The 15,337-nt window shown below is 37.9% G+C and carries 20 protein-coding genes, 1 other RNA gene and 1 other annotated feature; all 21 genes read left to right on the top strand.

The window, feature by feature from the left end:
- The first annotated feature begins 7 nt into the window (after positions 1 to 7).
- The 21 genes from EGT49_RS08730 to EGT49_RS08830 all read left to right on the top strand — a co-directional run bounded on the left by EGT49_RS08730 (position 8) and on the right by EGT49_RS08830 (position 14,611).
- Positions 8 to 1,285, top strand: coding sequence for a PIN/TRAM domain-containing protein (locus EGT49_RS08730; protein WP_135373527.1), 1,278 nt, complete (start codon positions 8 to 10; stop codon positions 1,283 to 1,285).
- Complete coding sequence (gltX, locus tag EGT49_RS08735; RefSeq protein ID WP_135373529.1) at positions 1,266 to 2,762, top strand: glutamate--tRNA ligase; 1,497 nt, start codon at positions 1,266 to 1,268, stop codon at positions 2,760 to 2,762. The genes EGT49_RS08730 and gltX overlap by 20 nt, the downstream gene beginning before the upstream one ends.
- Before the next feature lie 320 nt (positions 2,763 to 3,082).
- Positions 3,083 to 4,489: a cysteine--tRNA ligase gene (gene cysS, locus EGT49_RS08740; RefSeq protein WP_135373531.1), complete on the top strand. Its 1,407-nt coding sequence runs from the start codon at positions 3,083 to 3,085 to the stop codon at positions 4,487 to 4,489.
- Positions 4,482 to 4,895, top strand: coding sequence for a Mini-ribonuclease 3 (locus EGT49_RS08745; protein ID WP_135373532.1), 414 nt, complete (start codon positions 4,482 to 4,484; stop codon positions 4,893 to 4,895). The genes cysS and EGT49_RS08745 overlap by 8 nt, the downstream gene beginning before the upstream one ends.
- Entirely contained in the window at positions 4,876 to 5,658 is a 783-nt protein-coding gene (rlmB, locus tag EGT49_RS08750; RefSeq protein ID WP_179949629.1) for a 23S rRNA (guanosine(2251)-2'-O)-methyltransferase RlmB, read from the top strand. Before EGT49_RS08745 ends, rlmB begins: the two co-directional genes overlap by 20 nt.
- Before the next feature lie 137 nt (positions 5,659 to 5,795).
- Positions 5,796 to 6,362 carry a sigma-70 RNA polymerase sigma factor region 4 domain-containing protein gene (locus tag EGT49_RS08755; protein WP_135373533.1) on the top strand — a complete coding sequence of 189 codons (567 nt, stop codon included), beginning with the start codon at positions 5,796 to 5,798 and terminating at the stop codon, positions 6,360 to 6,362.
- A gap of 92 nt (positions 6,363 to 6,454) precedes the next feature.
- Positions 6,455 to 6,604, top strand: coding sequence for a 50S ribosomal protein L33 (gene rpmG, locus EGT49_RS08760; protein WP_082330626.1), 150 nt, complete (start codon positions 6,455 to 6,457; stop codon positions 6,602 to 6,604).
- Positions 6,605 to 6,618: 14 nt separating this feature from the next.
- Positions 6,619 to 6,807 (top strand): preprotein translocase subunit SecE, encoded by a 189-nt coding sequence (secE, locus tag EGT49_RS08765; RefSeq protein ID WP_135373535.1) that lies wholly within the window; start codon positions 6,619 to 6,621, stop codon positions 6,805 to 6,807.
- Between the two features lie 97 nt (positions 6,808 to 6,904).
- Positions 6,905 to 7,450: a transcription termination/antitermination protein NusG gene (nusG, locus tag EGT49_RS08770; RefSeq protein WP_135373536.1), complete on the top strand. Its 546-nt coding sequence runs from the start codon at positions 6,905 to 6,907 to the stop codon at positions 7,448 to 7,450.
- A gap of 119 nt (positions 7,451 to 7,569) precedes the next feature.
- Positions 7,570 to 7,992, top strand: a complete 423-nt coding sequence (gene rplK / locus EGT49_RS08775) for a 50S ribosomal protein L11 (RefSeq protein ID WP_010018673.1) — start codon at positions 7,570 to 7,572, stop codon at positions 7,990 to 7,992.
- Between the two features lie 105 nt (positions 7,993 to 8,097).
- Positions 8,098 to 8,778 (top strand): 50S ribosomal protein L1, encoded by a 681-nt coding sequence (rplA, locus tag EGT49_RS08780; protein ID WP_135373537.1) that lies wholly within the window; start codon positions 8,098 to 8,100, stop codon positions 8,776 to 8,778.
- Between the two features lie 30 nt (positions 8,779 to 8,808).
- Positions 8,809 to 8,928: a sequence feature (ribosomal protein L10 leader region), on the top strand.
- A gap of 49 nt (positions 8,929 to 8,977) precedes the next feature.
- Positions 8,978 to 9,484 carry a 50S ribosomal protein L10 gene (gene rplJ, locus EGT49_RS08785; RefSeq protein ID WP_135373539.1) on the top strand — a complete coding sequence of 169 codons (507 nt, stop codon included), beginning with the start codon at positions 8,978 to 8,980 and terminating at the stop codon, positions 9,482 to 9,484.
- A 41-nt stretch (positions 9,485 to 9,525) separates the two neighbouring features.
- Positions 9,526 to 9,894: a 50S ribosomal protein L7/L12 gene (gene rplL, locus EGT49_RS08790; RefSeq protein ID WP_057867318.1), complete on the top strand. Its 369-nt coding sequence runs from the start codon at positions 9,526 to 9,528 to the stop codon at positions 9,892 to 9,894.
- A gap of 71 nt (positions 9,895 to 9,965) precedes the next feature.
- Positions 9,966 to 10,568 (top strand): class I SAM-dependent methyltransferase, encoded by a 603-nt coding sequence (locus tag EGT49_RS08795; protein WP_135373540.1) that lies wholly within the window; start codon positions 9,966 to 9,968, stop codon positions 10,566 to 10,568.
- 43 nt (positions 10,569 to 10,611) lie between these two features.
- Positions 10,612 to 10,926 carry a hypothetical protein gene (locus EGT49_RS08800; protein ID WP_135373542.1) on the top strand — a complete coding sequence of 105 codons (315 nt, stop codon included), beginning with the start codon at positions 10,612 to 10,614 and terminating at the stop codon, positions 10,924 to 10,926.
- Between the two features lies 1 nt (position 10,927).
- Positions 10,928 to 11,404: a nucleoside deaminase gene (locus tag EGT49_RS08805; RefSeq protein ID WP_167849811.1), complete on the top strand. Its 477-nt coding sequence runs from the start codon at positions 10,928 to 10,930 to the stop codon at positions 11,402 to 11,404.
- Positions 11,405 to 11,447: 43 nt separating this feature from the next.
- Positions 11,448 to 11,530: signal recognition particle sRNA small type (gene ffs / locus EGT49_RS08810), an RNA gene on the top strand.
- Between the two features lie 135 nt (positions 11,531 to 11,665).
- Positions 11,666 to 13,381, top strand: coding sequence for a DNA polymerase III subunit gamma/tau (dnaX, locus tag EGT49_RS08815; protein WP_135373543.1), 1,716 nt, complete (start codon positions 11,666 to 11,668; stop codon positions 13,379 to 13,381).
- Between the two features lie 33 nt (positions 13,382 to 13,414).
- The gene (locus EGT49_RS08820) at positions 13,415 to 13,723 is read left to right on the top strand and encodes a YbaB/EbfC family nucleoid-associated protein (protein ID WP_218960995.1); all 309 of its coding nucleotides are present in this window, start codon (positions 13,415 to 13,417) and stop codon (positions 13,721 to 13,723) included.
- A complete protein-coding gene (gene recR / locus EGT49_RS08825) occupies positions 13,723 to 14,322 on the top strand; it encodes a recombination mediator RecR (protein WP_135373546.1) in 600 nt (199 codons plus the stop codon). The genes EGT49_RS08820 and recR overlap by 1 nt, the downstream gene beginning before the upstream one ends.
- Position 14,323: 1 nt before the next feature.
- Positions 14,324 to 14,611, top strand: a complete 288-nt coding sequence (locus EGT49_RS08830; RefSeq protein WP_135373548.1) for a YaaL family protein — start codon at positions 14,324 to 14,326, stop codon at positions 14,609 to 14,611.
- Positions 14,612 to 15,337: the final 726 nt, after the last annotated feature.

Consider the following 15,337-nt stretch of genomic DNA (forward strand, 5'->3'; position numbering starts at 1 on the left):
GGTATTTATGCGAAAGATAGTAATTAACATAATTTTTGCACTCTTTGGTATTGCGGTCGGAATTAGCGCTTTGCCAATCTTGTGGGAAATGACAGGTTTAGCAGGAATTGCTTTTATTAACAACGGCTATTTTGACGGACTTATTGGTGGTATCATATTTTATTTATTGTCGTTCTTATTTGTTAAACCAATTATAAATTTGAACCAAAGAATCGAGAAGTATTTGAACTCTCGCTCACCAGGTTGGATCATTTACGGAGCTGGATTTTTGATTGGTGGTTTAGTTTTAGCCAATGTTATTTCCATTCCGTTCTATATGATGAGTAACATGTTTTCAAATGTTATCCCGGTCATTCTGATGATTGTCTTTGGTTGGATCGGTTTTCGAATGGGAACTAGTCGTCGTAATGATTGGAGTAACTTCTCAATCACTAAGCGCAACACCAAGAATACGACGGAAAAAAGTGAAGAGTTAGCATCTGAAGGGGAAGTCACTCGTCGCAGCAACAAGAAGGAATATTATCCATACAAAATTTTGGATACTTCAGTTGTAATTGATGGTCGGATTCACCAACTAGCTCACACGGGCTTTTTGGAAGGAAAACTGATGATTCCTGATTTCGTAGTGCACGAGTTGCAACTGATTTCAGATTCTAGTGATAATCAAAAACGCGAACGTGGTCGCCGTGGACTTGATATTTTGAATGAAATGAAAATGGATAAAGGTATCAATTACACAACTACGACGCGTGATTATGATAATATTCCAGAAGTGGATATGAAATTGCTTAAATTAGCTAAAGAAATCGGTGGTGCTGTCATCACAAATGATTATAATTTAAGTAAGGTAAGTGAATTTCAAAATGTTCAAGTACTTAACATTAACGAATTAGCCAAAGTCTTGAAACCAATGGTTTTGCCAGGCGAGGCAATGACTGTTAAAGTTATTAAAGAGGGTACTGAAAGAGAGCAAGGTGTCGCATACCTAGAGGACGGTACAATGGTTGTTGTTGAAGAAGGTAAATACTTCATCAATAAAGAAGTTGAAATCGTCGTAACTAGTGCATTGCAAACTGATGCTGGTAAAATGATATTTGCAAAGCCTAAGCATTCAATGCATGGTATCCAGGAAAAGAGTAGTGCCAAGGAGAATTCCAATAACCATAACGGAAACAACAACCATAACAATGGCAACCGTAACCGCAATAATGGCAATCGGACTTCGAATAAAAACAACTCAAGAAATAAAAGGGGAGAACATAGAAATGGCAAAAAAGTCAGATAACAAAATTCGTGTAAGATATGCACCAAGTCCAACAGGTCACTTGCACATTGGAAACGCTAGAACAGCTATCTTTAACTACCTATTTGCACGTAGTCACAAAGGTACATTCGTAATCCGTATCGAGGATACAGATACAAAGAGAAACGTTAAAGGTGGAACAAAGAGTCAACTAGAAAACCTTAAATGGCTTGGTGTTGATTGGGATGAAGGTCCAGATGTCGGTGGTGACTATGGTCCATATCGTCAATCAGAAAGAAAAGAAATTTATCAAAAATACATCGATGAATTACTTGAAAAAGGTCTAGCTTACAAATCATATCTGACTGAAGAACAACTAACACAAATGCGTGAAGACCAAGAAGCTCATGGTCAAATGCCTCATTACGAATACGAATTCGAAGGCATGTCTGAAGAAGAAAAGGCCGCTAAGATCAAAGAAGCTGAAGACAAAGGTTTACAACCAGTTGTTAGATTCCACGTACCAGTTGGTAAGAACTATGAATGGGACGATATCGTTAAAGGTAAAGTTTCCATTGGTTCAGACACTATCGGTGGCGATTGGGTTATCCAAAAGCGTGACGGTATGCCAACTTACAACTTTGCGGTTGTTATTGATGACCATTTGATGGAAATCAGTCATGTTCTTCGTGGTGATGATCACGTTGCTAACACACCAAAACAATTGATGATTTATGATGCTTTAGGCTGGGAAGCTCCAAAATTCGGTCATATGACATTGATCATCAACACTGAAACAGGTAAGAAGTTGAGTAAACGTGACGAATCAATCCTTCAATTCATCGAACAATATCGTGAATTAGGTTACTTGCCAGAAGCTATGTTCAACTTCATCACTTTACTAGGTTGGTCACCGGTCGGTGAAGACGAATTGTTCACACGCAAACAATTCATCAAGATCTTTGACGAACACCGTTTGAGCAAATCACCTGCTAAATTCGACCAAAAGAAACTCGAATGGGTCAACAACCAATATGTTAAGCACGCTGACGTTAGTGAAATCACTGACCTAGTCTTAGCAAACTTGATTGAAGCCAAACGAGTATCAGAAGATCCATCAACTGACGAAATCCAATGGGTAAGACATTTAACAGAACTATACATGCCACAAATGTCATATACACAACAAATCGTTGACCTAGCAGATGTCTTCTTCAATCAACCAGAACACCTAACAGATGACGAACAAAAAGAATTAGCAGACGATGATGCCAAAGCAGCTATTGAAGATCTAAAAGGTAAGTTAGAAAACCTACCACGCTTCACAGCCGCACAAATCATGGATGCAATTCAATCAGTTAGAGCTGACACTGGTGTTAAAGGTAGAAAACTCTATATGCCAGCAAGAATTGCTACAACAAGAACAATGCACGGTCCAGCAATTGCTGAAACAATCGAATTGTTCGGTAAGAAACAAGCTCTTGCAAATATCGATAAGACTTTATCAGAAATGAACTAAAGCTAATTTTTGTTAGAATAGGATAGAATGTTTTTAGTGAATAGAGGATATTCAAAAAGAATTACTATCTAGTTCGGAAGGACAAAACCGATTGGCTCAGTGGTGAAGTTTTACTTAGCGCTTTAGCGCTTACGTAAAAGGCCGAGCTTGGAAATGCCGCGCACTTTGCGGTAGTTTCAAGTCGTGCTCACCACGTTCCAGCCAAAATCGGTTTTGTCCTTTCGGACGGCAAGCCAAAGCAACAAAAAATAAAGAAAAGAAAAAGAGGTTGAAGGAAAACTTAGTTTGCCTCCAAGCTCTTTTTTATATAGGTGAAGATTATGTTGAAGATTTTCAATACATTGACCCGTGAAAAAGAAGAATTTAAACCAATAACACCTAATCAAGTTAATATGTACGTCTGTGGACCAACCGTGTATAACTATATTCACATCGGAAATGCCCGTTCCATCGTGGCTTTTGATACCGTTCGTCGTTATTTAGAATTCTTAGGATACAAAGTGAAATTTGTTTCTAACTTTACTGATGTTGATGACAAAATGATCAAAGAAGCCAATCGTGAGGGTATTACCGTTCCTGAAGTCGCTGATCGGTTTATCAAAGCTTTCTATGAGGATATTGCTGCAATCAATGTTCAAAAGGCAACAATTAATCCCCGAGCTACTGATAACATTCAAGACATTATTGATTTCGTCAAAGTTTTGATTGAGAAAGGTTATGCCTATGAATCTGATGGGGATGTTTTCTATCGGGCTAGAAAGTTCAAACACTACGGTGAATTGTCTGACCAGAATATCGACCAATTAGTTGAAGGTGCCAGTGAACATATCGGTGAAACTGAATTCGCCAAAAAACAAGATCCAATTGACTTTGTGTTGTGGAAAAAAGCTAAGCCAGGTGAAATCAAATGGGATTCACCATGGGGTGAAGGTCGTCCTGGTTGGCACATCGAGTGTTCAGTTATGTCGACAAAATACCTAGGTGATACTTTTGATATTCACGGTGGTGGCCAAGACTTAGAGTTCCCTCACCATGAAAATGAAATCGCTCAAAGTGAAGCTAAGACGGGTAAGAAGTTTGTCAACTACTGGATGCACAATGGATTTGTGACAGTTGAAAACAATGAGAAGATGAGTAAATCTTTGGGCAATTTTGTGACGGTTCATGATCTTGTGCAAAAGACGAATCCACAAGTTTTACGATTCTTCCTTTCATCAACTCACTATCGTCGACCACTCGAATACTCGCAAGCTAATCTTCAAAAAGCTGCCGATAATTTGGATAAGATCAAGACAGCTTACAACAATTTGAAATTTAGATTAGATGATGCTAAGACTGGCGATGATAACGAGGTAAATACTCAAGTTAACCAAATCACTGAAGACTTTAAGACGGCGATGAATGACGATTTCAACGTTCAAAATGGTTTGACGGAAATTTTCAATTTGGTCAGTTTTGCCAACAACTATTCAACAAGAGATACAGTTGCTAAAAATGCTGTAAATGTTATCCTAAAAGCTATGGCTGATTTGACAAGTATTCTCGGAATCAACTTGGACAATCAACAAGACCTTTCAGAAGAGATTCAAGAAATGGTCGATAAACGTGATCAAGCGCGCGCTGACAAAGATTTTGCCACGAGTGATAAATTACGTGACCAACTAAAAGAAATGGGTGTAATCCTCGAAGATACACCACAAGGAACACGGTGGCATATTAATGACTGATGTGAAACAATTTAACGGCGTGGCGCTAGCTTATTTGGGCGATGCCGTTTATGAAGTATTTATTCGTGAACATTTGATGGGTAAAGATATTACCAAAGTTAACGAATTACAAAAACAAGCTAAACATTACGTTTCAGCCAAAGCTCAAGCATCATTGATCACTTTGATGCTCGACAAAGAAATTTTGTCTGAAGAAGAAGTTAGAATTTACAAAAATGGCCGTAATGCTAAAAAATATACCAAAGCTAAAAATACCAGTGTCGTAACTTATCACATGTCGACTGGTTTTGAAGCCTTATTTGGTTATTTAGATATCACAGGTGACAAAAAACGAGTTCAAGAACTAGCACAATGGTGCATAAATGAAGTGGAAACAGGTGAAGCAGATGACCGCAAATTCGAATAAACGTAACAATAATAATTTAGAAGATAATGAATTAGTTTATGGTGTGCATTCAGTACTTGAATTATTGAAGTCCGCTACTGCTGATCAACGTGTTAACAAAGTATTAGTTCAAAAAGGACTTTCTAGTGAACACATCGCTGAAGCTATCAAGTTGGCTAAACGTGACCGCTTGATCGTTCAAGAAGTTCCTAAGAACAAATTGGATGATATTAGTAACGGTGGTAACCATCAAGGGATGGCAGCTTATGTGGCTCCTTATCAATACGCCGAAATGGAAGACATCTTCAAGAGTGCTGAAAAGAAGGGGACTGATCCCTTTATTTTAATTCTGGATAAGATTGAAGATCCTCATAACCTCGGTTCGATTATGCGGACAGCTGATGCCGTTGGTGTTGATGGAATTATCGTACCTAAGCATCGCTCAACAGGTTTAACTTCAACGGTTGCTAAGACTTCAACCGGTGCTATTGAACACGTGCCAGTTGTGCGCGTGACTAATTTGGTTAATACCATCAAAGATTTGAAGAAACGTAACGTCTGGGTCTTTGGAACCGCAATGGAAGGTGACAATTACCGTAACTGGAATGCCAAGGGAGCAGTCGCTTTGATCATTGGTAACGAAGGCAAAGGAATTTCACCACTAGTTTTGAAACAAGCTGACCAAACTTTGAATATTCCGATGGTCGGACATGTCCAAAGTTTAAATGCCTCTGTAGCAACTGGAATCCTGTTGTATCAAGCATTTGCGTCACGCAATAATTAAAGTATAAAAATTATAAACAATAGCTTAACGAATTATTTTTCGTTAGGCTATTTAATTTGTTGTAAACATACGTTCGCTTAAAAACGACTGGTTTATATGGTATTTTCAAAGTGCAAAGTTATTATCTAAACATTTGAATGACAGCCGAAGCAGAATGGATTAAACAAGTTAAACTATATCGAGATTCAGATGCACTAAATTTATTGGTTCAAAAGTATCGACCAATGATCGATAACTTATATGGCCAGTACTTTATTGAAGGTTTTGAGCGCAGCGATTGGTATCAAGAAGCTTATTCAGTTTGTTTTGTAACATGTCTAAATTACGATGGCAGTAATGGTTCCAAGTTCGGCAGTTTTTATAAAATGAGATTTACGAATCATATGATCGATTTGATTAGAAAAGAAAGTGCAGCTAAGCGAAAAGCTAATCAGCAAACAACAAATATTGAGACTGTAATTAGAAGTGGAAAACTTGATAAGTTGAAGGTTTCGGAAGATAATTCAGTTGAATTTATTAGTGAAATAAAAAAAGCTATTCCTAAATTCAGTCGCCTTGAGCTAATTGGTTTTCAAATTGAATTAGGAGGCATTTCTGCTGAGACGGTCCGAAAGAAAACTAAACTTGAAAAGAGAAAACTTAAACGCGCAATTGCACGTTGTAAAAGTAAATTAAGAAAATTAGAAGATCAAGAAGAAGACTAGATAAATATTTGTCATGAGTTTGCAATGGACAATTCATGTTTGAGAGTTTACAATTAGTAAGATTAAGATATTAATTGTGTTTGGAGATAAACATGGGATTAAGAAAAGTTGCACTAGCTTGTACAGTTTGTGGTTCACGTAACTACACAATTACTGAAAACCCTAGTAGAACAGAGCGCTTGGAAGTAAAGAAGTTCTGTAAGCACTGTGGTAAGCATACATTACATAAAGAAACTAGATAATCGCGGAGGAATACATGAAGTTATTTAAATTTTTTGGTAGTGTCAAAAAAGAAATGAAATTAGTTGTTTGGCCTACATTTAAAGAAAACAGACGCGATACATGGACAGTTATCGCTACATCATTAATGTACGCAGTCTTCTTTGCATTAGTTGACTGGGGATTACTTACATTACTACAGAAATTTATCATGGGTGGTAAATAGTTTGTAAGTGTGTAAGAAATTTGCTATGATATTAGCAATAGGAAAAACTTCGACTGTGGTTCGGAGTTTTTTTATTTTGATTTTTTTGGAGGAAATTATGGCTGAAGCTGGCGAAAAACAATGGTATGTTCTACATACCTATTCAGGATATGAAAATAAAGTTAAGGAAAATCTCGAATCACGTGCCCAATCAATGGGTATGGAAGATTACATTTTCCAAGCAGTTGTTCCTGAAGAAGAAGAAACAAAAATGAAGAACGGTAAAGAAAAGAAAGAAATGGAAAAAACTTTCCCTGGTTACGTTTTAGTACAAATGGTTATGAGTGATGAATCATGGTTTATCGTTCGTAATACACCAGGTGTTACCGGATTTGTCGGCAGTCACGGTTCTGGTAGTAAACCTGCACCATTATTACCTGAAGAAATTGACAACATCATGAAGCAATATGGTATGAGCGCAAACAAACCATCTGACTTCGAAATTGGCGAAACTGTTAAGATCACTGATGGTGCTTTCACTGATACAACTGGTAAAATCACTGAAATTGATGATGAACATAGAAAACTTAAAGTTGACGTTGATATGTTTGGTCGTATGACTTCTGCTGAAGTTGACTTCACATCAGTTGAAAAGCAAAAATAGTTATTGCTAAGACTAGTAGACCGTGCTACTATATAACGGTATGTTTTTGACACATACATGTGGGAGAGAAAATTTTCATTCTCATCATGACCACATCACGGAACAAGGAGGTATGCACCGTGGCTAAAAAAGTTGCTAACGTAGTAAAATTACAAATCCCTGCTGGACAGGCTACTCCAGCTCCTCCAGTTGGTCCTGCACTAGGACAAGCTGGAATTAACATTGTTGCCTTTACAAAGGACTTCAATGCGCGTACACAAGATCAAAAGGGTATGATTATCCCTGTTGTTATCTCAGTATATGAAGATCGTTCATTCGATTTCGTTACTAAGACACCACCAGCTGCTGTTCTATTGAAGAAAGCTGCTGGCGTTGAAAAGGGCTCTGGCGAACCTAACACAAACAAGGTTGCCACTGTTACTGAAGACCAAGTTCGCGAAATTGCTGAAACCAAGATGAAAGACCTAAACGCTGCTAGTGTTGAATCTGCAATGCGTATGGTTGCTGGTACTGCAAGAAGTATGGGCTTTGAAGTAAAGTAAAAGACTAGATTGAGCAGTTTACAAAGAGTGTGAAAGCATTCTTAACAAGTGGGAGGAGAAAATTTAAATTCTTCGCAAAGACCACAAAGCAAGGAGGAACTTAGCATGGCTAAGCATGGAAAAAAATATTTAGAAGCAATGAAACAAGTTGATAAAAACAAGAAGTACACTGCAGAAGAAGCTGTTGACTTACTTAAGAAGGTTAACTATGCCAAATTTGATGCAACTGTTGAAGTTGCCATCAACTTGGATGTAGATCCTAAGCAAGCTGATCAACAAATTCGTGGTGCTCTTGTCCTACCTAACGGTACTGGTAAGTCACAAAAGGTTATCGTCTTCGCTGAAGGACAACAAGCAAAGGATGCAGAAGCAGCCGGTGCTGATGTTGTTGGTTCAGATGATCTTGTTGAAAAGATCCAAGACGGTTGGTTAGACTTTGATGTTGCCGTTGCTACACCACCTATGATGGCTAAAGTTGGTCGTCTAGGTCGTGTTCTTGGACCTAAAGGTTTGATGCCAAACCCTAAGACAGGTACAGTTACAATGGATGTTACAAAGGCTGTTAATGATATTAAAGCCGGACAAGTTACATACCGTGTAGATCCAAATGGTTTGATTCACGCACCAATTGGTAAGTTGTCATTCGATACAGAAAAGATCACACAAAACTTTGATGCCTTCTACGGTGCTATTGTTAAAGCCCGTCCTGCATCACTTAAAGGTAATTATGTAACAAGTGTTAACTTGACATCTACATTTGGACCTGGTCTAAAAATTAACGCTTAATGTTGACTAATAACCAAAATAATGATAAATTAGTATAGTTGATTTCTACCGAAGACTCAGGTGATGAAAGTCTTAATATCCTGCCGAGGCCAGAAGATTATTTCACTTAATCTCTGTGTCCTTTGGGCACAGAGATTTTATTATTTTTAACCCTAATTTGTAGATATTAACTAAAAAATTGTGGAGGTGAAACGTAATAATGAAGCAAGAAGTATTAGCACAAAAACAAGCACAAGTTGATGAAATTGCTAAGCAACTTACAGGCGCAAAGTCAGTTATCGTTGTTGACTACTTGGGTCTAACTGTTGAACAAGCAACAGAAATGCGTGCCGAATTACGTGAACAAAATGCTACTATGCAAGTTGTTAAGAATACAATCTTGAGACGTGCAGCTGAAAAAGCTGGTGTTGAAGGTCTAGAGAAGTTCTTCGTTGGACCAACAGCTATCGCTTATTCTGAAGAAGATCCTGTTGGACCTGCTAAAGTAGCTGCTAAGTTTGCCAAAGATGTTGAATCCGTTGAAATCAAGGGTGGAATCATCGAAGGTAAAGCTGCTTCTCTTGAAGAAATTCAAGAACTTGCAACACTACCAGACAGAGATGGCTTGCTATCTATGTTGGTATCTGTATTACAAGCTCCTGTTCGTGACTTTGCTATGGTTGTTAAGGCAATCGCAGATAAAGAAGACGAAGGCCAAGAAGCTTAATTTAATTTAAAAAAAACTCATAATATTTGGAGGATACAATAATGGCTTTAGATACACAAAAGATTATTGATGATTTAAAAGATGCTTCAATTCTAGAACTTAACGACCTTGTTAAGGCTATTGAAGAAGAATTTGATGTTAAGGCTGCTGCTCCAGTTGCTGCTGCCGGTGCTGCTGGTGGAGACGCTGCTGCTGAAAAAGACTCATTTGATGTTGAACTTACAGAAGCAGGTCAAGAAAAGGTTAAGGTTATCAAGGAAGTTCGTGGTATCACAGGACTTGGCTTGAAGGACTCAAAGGACCTTGTTGATGGTGCTCCTAAGGTTATCAAGGAAGGCGTTGCTAAGGCTGACGCTGACGACATGAAGGCTAAACTTGAAGCTGTTGGTGCAACAGTTACATTGAAGTAATAACTTTATGTTAAAATTAATCCTCGTAAGAGGATTTTTTTTTACCCTCAAATAGAGGAAAGGGGAAACTTATGGCTAATCAATATTTTGACAATACGCCTGATCTAGAACATGAGTTAAAAAAATTCGATTTCACTTTGAGAAAGCATAATTTACATTTTATTTCTGACAGTGGAGTTTTCTCACGCCAAACAATTGATTACGGCTCTAGAGTTTTGATCGATGCAATTGATTTTCAAAATGTTCCTGAAGGTAATATTTTGGATGTCGGTTGTGGATATGGACCAATCGGTTTAGCCTTGGCTAAAGAACAAACTAGTCGGACGGTGACGATGGTTGATGTTAATTTAAGAGCGTTGGATCTAGCTAAGCAAAATGCTGAAAATAACAACATTAAGAATGTCGATATTTTCGAATCGGATGTTTACAAAAATGTTCAAGAAAACTATGCTCTAGTTGTATCAAATCCGCCAGTCCGCGCTGGTAAAGCAGTCGTGATGGCTATTTTGCAACAGGCGAAAGATCACTTGCTCAAAAACGGTGAATTGTGGATTGTCTTGCAAAAGAAACAGGGTGCACCTTCGGCTAAAAAGTTGATGGATGAAACTTTTGGAAACGTTGAAATCGTCACGCGGGCAAAGGGTTATTATATTTTGAAAAGTAAATTGATTTAAAAATTTGCGCAGTATGTTATATTCTTGTTGGAGGCGTTTACATATGAAGAAGAAAATTTTAATCGTATCAATTTTATCTGTAGTTTCAGCAGGACTATTTTTAGCAATTTATGCATTGATTCATTTTTTAAAGAACCGCTCGATTAAAAAAGACCGTGAAAAATTGGAAAGTATGGTCGACAAATATTTACACGGCAATGATAAATTAATGGAATTCGTGGGGACTTTGTCTGATAGTCAAGTTCGTGAATTGGTTGAAATTCTTGACTCACTGCAAAGACAAAGAGAGCAATTGAAGTTGAAATCTCCTAACATTCCCCAATATTTAGAACAGAAAGTAACCAATTTAATTAGTTAAAATGATATTTTCAGAAACAGAAATTGATCAATATATGGATCTAGCGATTGCCGAAGCTAAAAAGGCTGAGACTAGAAGAGAAGTACCGATTGGTTGTGTCATCGTTGATAACACTACTGGTGAGGTTATTTCGACTGGCTCTAATGAACGTGAAGAGACCCAAAATGCTATCAAGCATGCCGAAATCATTGCCATTGAAGCTGCCTGTGAAAAGATTAGTAGCTGGCGTTTAGAACACACGAGTTTATTTGTGACTTTGGAACCTTGTCCAATGTGTGCTGGGGCCATCATTAATAGTCGAATCGAAGAAGTTATTTTTGGAGCGAGTGACCCGAAAGCTGGGTCGGTTGGTTCAATCAATAATTTGTTAGCTGAGACGGCTTACAATCACCAACCAGAGGTTTTAGGTGGCGTTAAGGCAGAAGAAACGGGCGACTTATTACGCAATTTCTTTCGGGAAATTCGCCGGAAAAAGTAGCAAAAATGTTTTATTTATAGTATCATAGTTATTGCCGCAAGGCCTTAGGGCAATGGTGCTCTTACAAATCGTGTCAGATCCGGAAGGAAGCAGCACTAAGTAAGGTGTATCATGTGCCTTTTGTTATGTATATTAGCCTCCTAACCAATTTGGTTAGGAGTTTTTTTGATTACTCAAAAAATTTTGCGTAATTTTTTCCAGACGGTCTTTGGCAAAAGTCTTGTGGTAAAATTTAGATATTAGATTTTTAAAGGAGAAAATATGGCATATCAAGCACTTTATCGAGTTTGGCGTCCCCAAACTTTTTCTGATGTAATCGGCCAAGATGTCATCACGCAAACCTTGAGAAATGCGGTCGCTAGTCATATGACCAGTCACGCGTATTTATTCAGTGGTCCCCGTGGTACTGGGAAAACATCTTGTGCCAAAATTTTAGCCAAAGCGGTGAATTGCCTTAATCCACATGACGGCGAACCTTGCAATGAATGTGAGATTTGTAAAGCTGCCAATGAGAATCGTTTAAATGATGTGATTGAAATCGATGCTGCTTCGAACAACGGTGTTGAAGAGATCCGTGATATTCGTGACAAAGTTAAGTACGCACCAACCGAAGCTAAGTTCAAAGTCTATATTATTGATGAAGTTCATATGCTTTCTCAAGGTGCTTTCAATGCCTTGTTGAAAACTTTGGAAGAGCCACCTGAGAACGTCATGTTCATTTTGGCGACAACTGAACCGCAAAAGATTCCCGCTACAATTATTTCTCGGACGCAGAGTTTTAATTTCCGCAGAATTTCCAAACAAGACATTTTGCAACGAATGGAATTTATTTTAAAAGATAAACAAATTGATTTTGACGAAGAAGCACTGAACATTATCGCTGCCTCTGCTGAAGGTGGAATGCGTGATGCTTTGAGTATTTTGGATCAAGCCTTATCATATGGTGATGATCAATTGACGTTGAAAAATGCTCAAGAAGTTACCGGTGCTTTAAGTAATGAACAGATTACTTCATACATGCAAGCTATCGCTGATAATAATCCGGCCGAAGCGTTGACTAGTTTGTACCAAATTTTAGCCAGTGGACGCTCAGCTTTGAGATTCACGGAGATGATTATTCGGGTATGTCGAAATCTAATTTTGTATAATTCGGATTCCGATTTGTCCGAAAAAATGGATAAGTCAGTTATGACCAAAGAATTGTTGGCAATTGCTGATAAATTCGATAACGCACGCCTGTTTTACATCGTCGATCAAGTCAGTGCGACTCAAAAGAATCTCAAGAATTCCAATCAAACTGACATTTATATGGAAATTTTGACCGTTAAGATTTCTGAACCAAAAGTTGCCCAAGCACAAACGCAAGCAAATCTTCAAGAACCAAGTGAAGCTGTGGACAATGAAGTGATCGATAAACTTCGTGATGAAGTGTCACATTTGCAAAATGAAGTGAAGAATTTAGCAACTGGTGAAGTTAAAAAACCGGTTGTTAAAAAGACTCATCGTCGCACGAAGAATAACACTCGTCTCAATAAGACGGCCATTTACAAAGTTCTCGGTAGTGCCACTAAGTCTGACTTAATGGAAGCGCGAGATATTTGGCCCGATTTAATGAGTATGCTTTCAATCACCCAACGTGCTATGATGAAAGTCGCTGATCCGGTAGCGGCCTCAAAAGATGGCATCGTCGTAGCTTTCGATTACGAAATGTGGTTTGAACAGGCTCAAGATGATACCGAATTTTTATCTGAATTAAGTAATAATGCTGGTCGACTTTTGAAGAAGGACTGTCAAATAGTACTTGTTCCTAAAGCCGATTGGCCTAAGATTCGAAAAGAATATATTGATAACAATATTGATTTAAACAATCAAGGTAAAGTAGAATCTAAGCAAGAACCAAAAAAGAAAACTGATCCCACCGTTGATGAAGCAGTAAAATTATTTGGTGACGATATAGTTGATATAAAAAATGACTAGGAGGATTTTTTCATGAGTAAAGGAATGCCAAATATGGGCGGAATGGGTGGCAACATGGCCAACATTATGCGCCAAGCTCAAAAGATGCAAAAAGAAGTCCAAGCAACAACTGAAGAATTGAACAAGACAGAATACACAGGTAAGTCAGTTGATGATTTTGTCACAGTTAAAGTTACCGGTGACAAGAAAATTGCTGATATGACAATCAGTGAAAAGATCATCGATCCAGATGATCCAGACACATTACAAGATATGCTGATCGATGCTTTAAATAATGCCTTTGAAGCTGTCGATAATGATAAACAAGCAAAATTAGGTAAATACACAAACGGGTTGATGTAATGAAATATCCAGAACCAATATCAAAATTAATTGATAGTTATATGATGTTACCAGGAATCGGTCGTAAGACCGCAACCAGAATGGCTTTTTTTACACTTGGATTAGATAAAGACCAAGTGCAAGAATTTGCCAATAATTTAATTTCCGCTAAGACAGATCTAAAGACTTGTCGAATTTGTGGAAATATTACCACTGAGGATGTTTGCAACATATGTGCCGATAAGAATCGTGATCAGTCGACTATTTTGGTAGTTGAACAAGCTAAAGACATCATGTCACTCGATGATATGAATGGCTACAACGGCTTATATCACGTGCTAGGAGGGGTCTTATCACCAGTAGATGGAGTTGGCCCAGAAGATTTGAATATTAAGTTATTACTAAATCGTTTGAAGGAAAATCAACACGTCAAAGAGTTGATAATTGCTACCAACGCAACCCCAGAAGGAGAAGCAACCGCTCAATATTTAGCCAAATTAGTTAAGCCAGCTGGAATAAAAGTAACTAGACTAGCACACGGACTAGCTGTTGGATCTGATATCGAATATGCAGACGAGATGACTTTGAAGAGTGCGGTACTAGGTCGCAGGGAGATTTAACATGTTTGGTAGAAATAAAGTATCCGTTCAAAAAATGGAAGATGATCGCCTTTTAGATAATATTCACCAAATTCAACAACGAATCGGTAATACACAAAGAATGATCAATAATTCAGTGGACGTAGATGACGAAACCAGAATTAGACTGAAACTAGATCAGTTGAAATATCAATTCTTGTATTTAGAAGCAAGAAGAAGAAAAGCCACCGCAAAGGCCACAACGAATATTATCTTTGGAGACGAAGATACATTTTTGAAGCAACCTAGTAGAGCGGAGAAACATTGGTAGAACAGAGAGCGGAGTAAGGGCGGTCAGCTCCCGGAGGATAGTGGAACTTCACGAATTACCCGTTGAACTTTACGGGTAGTTTGGGAAGTTCCACTATCTTGTAGGGAGTTGCCCTTACGTAGCTCATTTAGAGAGCGGAACAAGCCGCTTAGAAGTACACGCATAGCCTAGCTTCACGAATTGCACGCCGCACTTTGCGGGCAATTTGTGAAGCGTAGCTATGTGGGTACTTCTGGCTTGTACAGCTCGTTTTGACTATAAAACTAAGAACAATGGTTCTAAAACAAAAGAATAACCCCTATTCGAAACAGACCTTAACTAACATAAGTTTAAATCTGTTAAGAATAGAGGTTTTTTTTATAGAAAATGATAAGATTTCTTTTCTAGTTATTATCACTATCTAAAATACAGAAACACAATAAATCTACAAAAATCTCAAGTACAAAATAAGAATAGAAGTAATATTCCTAAATGAATGGAAGACAAATAAATTATAAACGTGAAATTCAGTCCGGAGTACAAGTCCTGTGATGGCTCAGCCGCCAAATTATCCTTAGTGCTTTAGCACTTAGGATAAGGCCAATCTTTGAGATTTTGCGCACTATGCAAAAGCTCAAAGTTGTGCCGGCCGCGTTCTGCGATAATCCTTATATGGTTGACATTTCAAAATAGTATAAAAATGTTAACCCAGTAATGGAGGGATTTTATGCAGAAATATACACCTAA

It is taken from the genome of Companilactobacillus suantsaicola (assembly GCF_004745525.1).
GTDB classification, from domain to species: Bacteria; Bacillota; Bacilli; order Lactobacillales; family Lactobacillaceae; genus Companilactobacillus; species Companilactobacillus suantsaicola.

Coding starts and splice junctions, on each gene's coding strand:
- dnaX (WP_135373543.1), top strand. CDS start 11,666: ATGGCATATCAAGCACTTTATCGAGTTTGGCGTCCCCAAACTTTTTCT.
- EGT49_RS08755 (WP_135373533.1), top strand. CDS start 5,796: ATGACAGCCGAAGCAGAATGGATTAAACAAGTTAAACTATATCGAGAT.
- EGT49_RS08795 (WP_135373540.1), top strand. CDS start 9,966: ATGGCTAATCAATATTTTGACAATACGCCTGATCTAGAACATGAGTTA.
- EGT49_RS08830 (WP_135373548.1), top strand. CDS start 14,324: ATGTTTGGTAGAAATAAAGTATCCGTTCAAAAAATGGAAGATGATCGC.
- rpmG (WP_082330626.1), top strand. CDS start 6,455: ATGGGATTAAGAAAAGTTGCACTAGCTTGTACAGTTTGTGGTTCACGT.
- EGT49_RS08820 (WP_218960995.1), top strand. CDS start 13,415: ATGGGCGGAATGGGTGGCAACATGGCCAACATTATGCGCCAAGCTCAA.
- EGT49_RS08805 (WP_167849811.1), top strand. CDS start 10,928: ATGATATTTTCAGAAACAGAAATTGATCAATATATGGATCTAGCGATT.
- cysS (WP_135373531.1), top strand. CDS start 3,083: ATGTTGAAGATTTTCAATACATTGACCCGTGAAAAAGAAGAATTTAAA.
- rplA (WP_135373537.1), top strand. CDS start 8,098: ATGGCTAAGCATGGAAAAAAATATTTAGAAGCAATGAAACAAGTTGAT.
- rlmB (WP_179949629.1), top strand. CDS start 4,876: ATGACCGCAAATTCGAATAAACGTAACAATAATAATTTAGAAGATAAT.
- EGT49_RS08745 (WP_135373532.1), top strand. CDS start 4,482: ATGACTGATGTGAAACAATTTAACGGCGTGGCGCTAGCTTATTTGGGC.
- EGT49_RS08730 (WP_135373527.1), top strand. CDS start 8: ATGCGAAAGATAGTAATTAACATAATTTTTGCACTCTTTGGTATTGCG.
- recR (WP_135373546.1), top strand. CDS start 13,723: ATGAAATATCCAGAACCAATATCAAAATTAATTGATAGTTATATGATG.
- nusG (WP_135373536.1), top strand. CDS start 6,905: ATGGCTGAAGCTGGCGAAAAACAATGGTATGTTCTACATACCTATTCA.
- rplL (WP_057867318.1), top strand. CDS start 9,526: ATGGCTTTAGATACACAAAAGATTATTGATGATTTAAAAGATGCTTCA.
- EGT49_RS08800 (WP_135373542.1), top strand. CDS start 10,612: ATGAAGAAGAAAATTTTAATCGTATCAATTTTATCTGTAGTTTCAGCA.
- gltX (WP_135373529.1), top strand. CDS start 1,266: ATGGCAAAAAAGTCAGATAACAAAATTCGTGTAAGATATGCACCAAGT.
- secE (WP_135373535.1), top strand. CDS start 6,619: ATGAAGTTATTTAAATTTTTTGGTAGTGTCAAAAAAGAAATGAAATTA.
- rplJ (WP_135373539.1), top strand. CDS start 8,978: ATGAAGCAAGAAGTATTAGCACAAAAACAAGCACAAGTTGATGAAATT.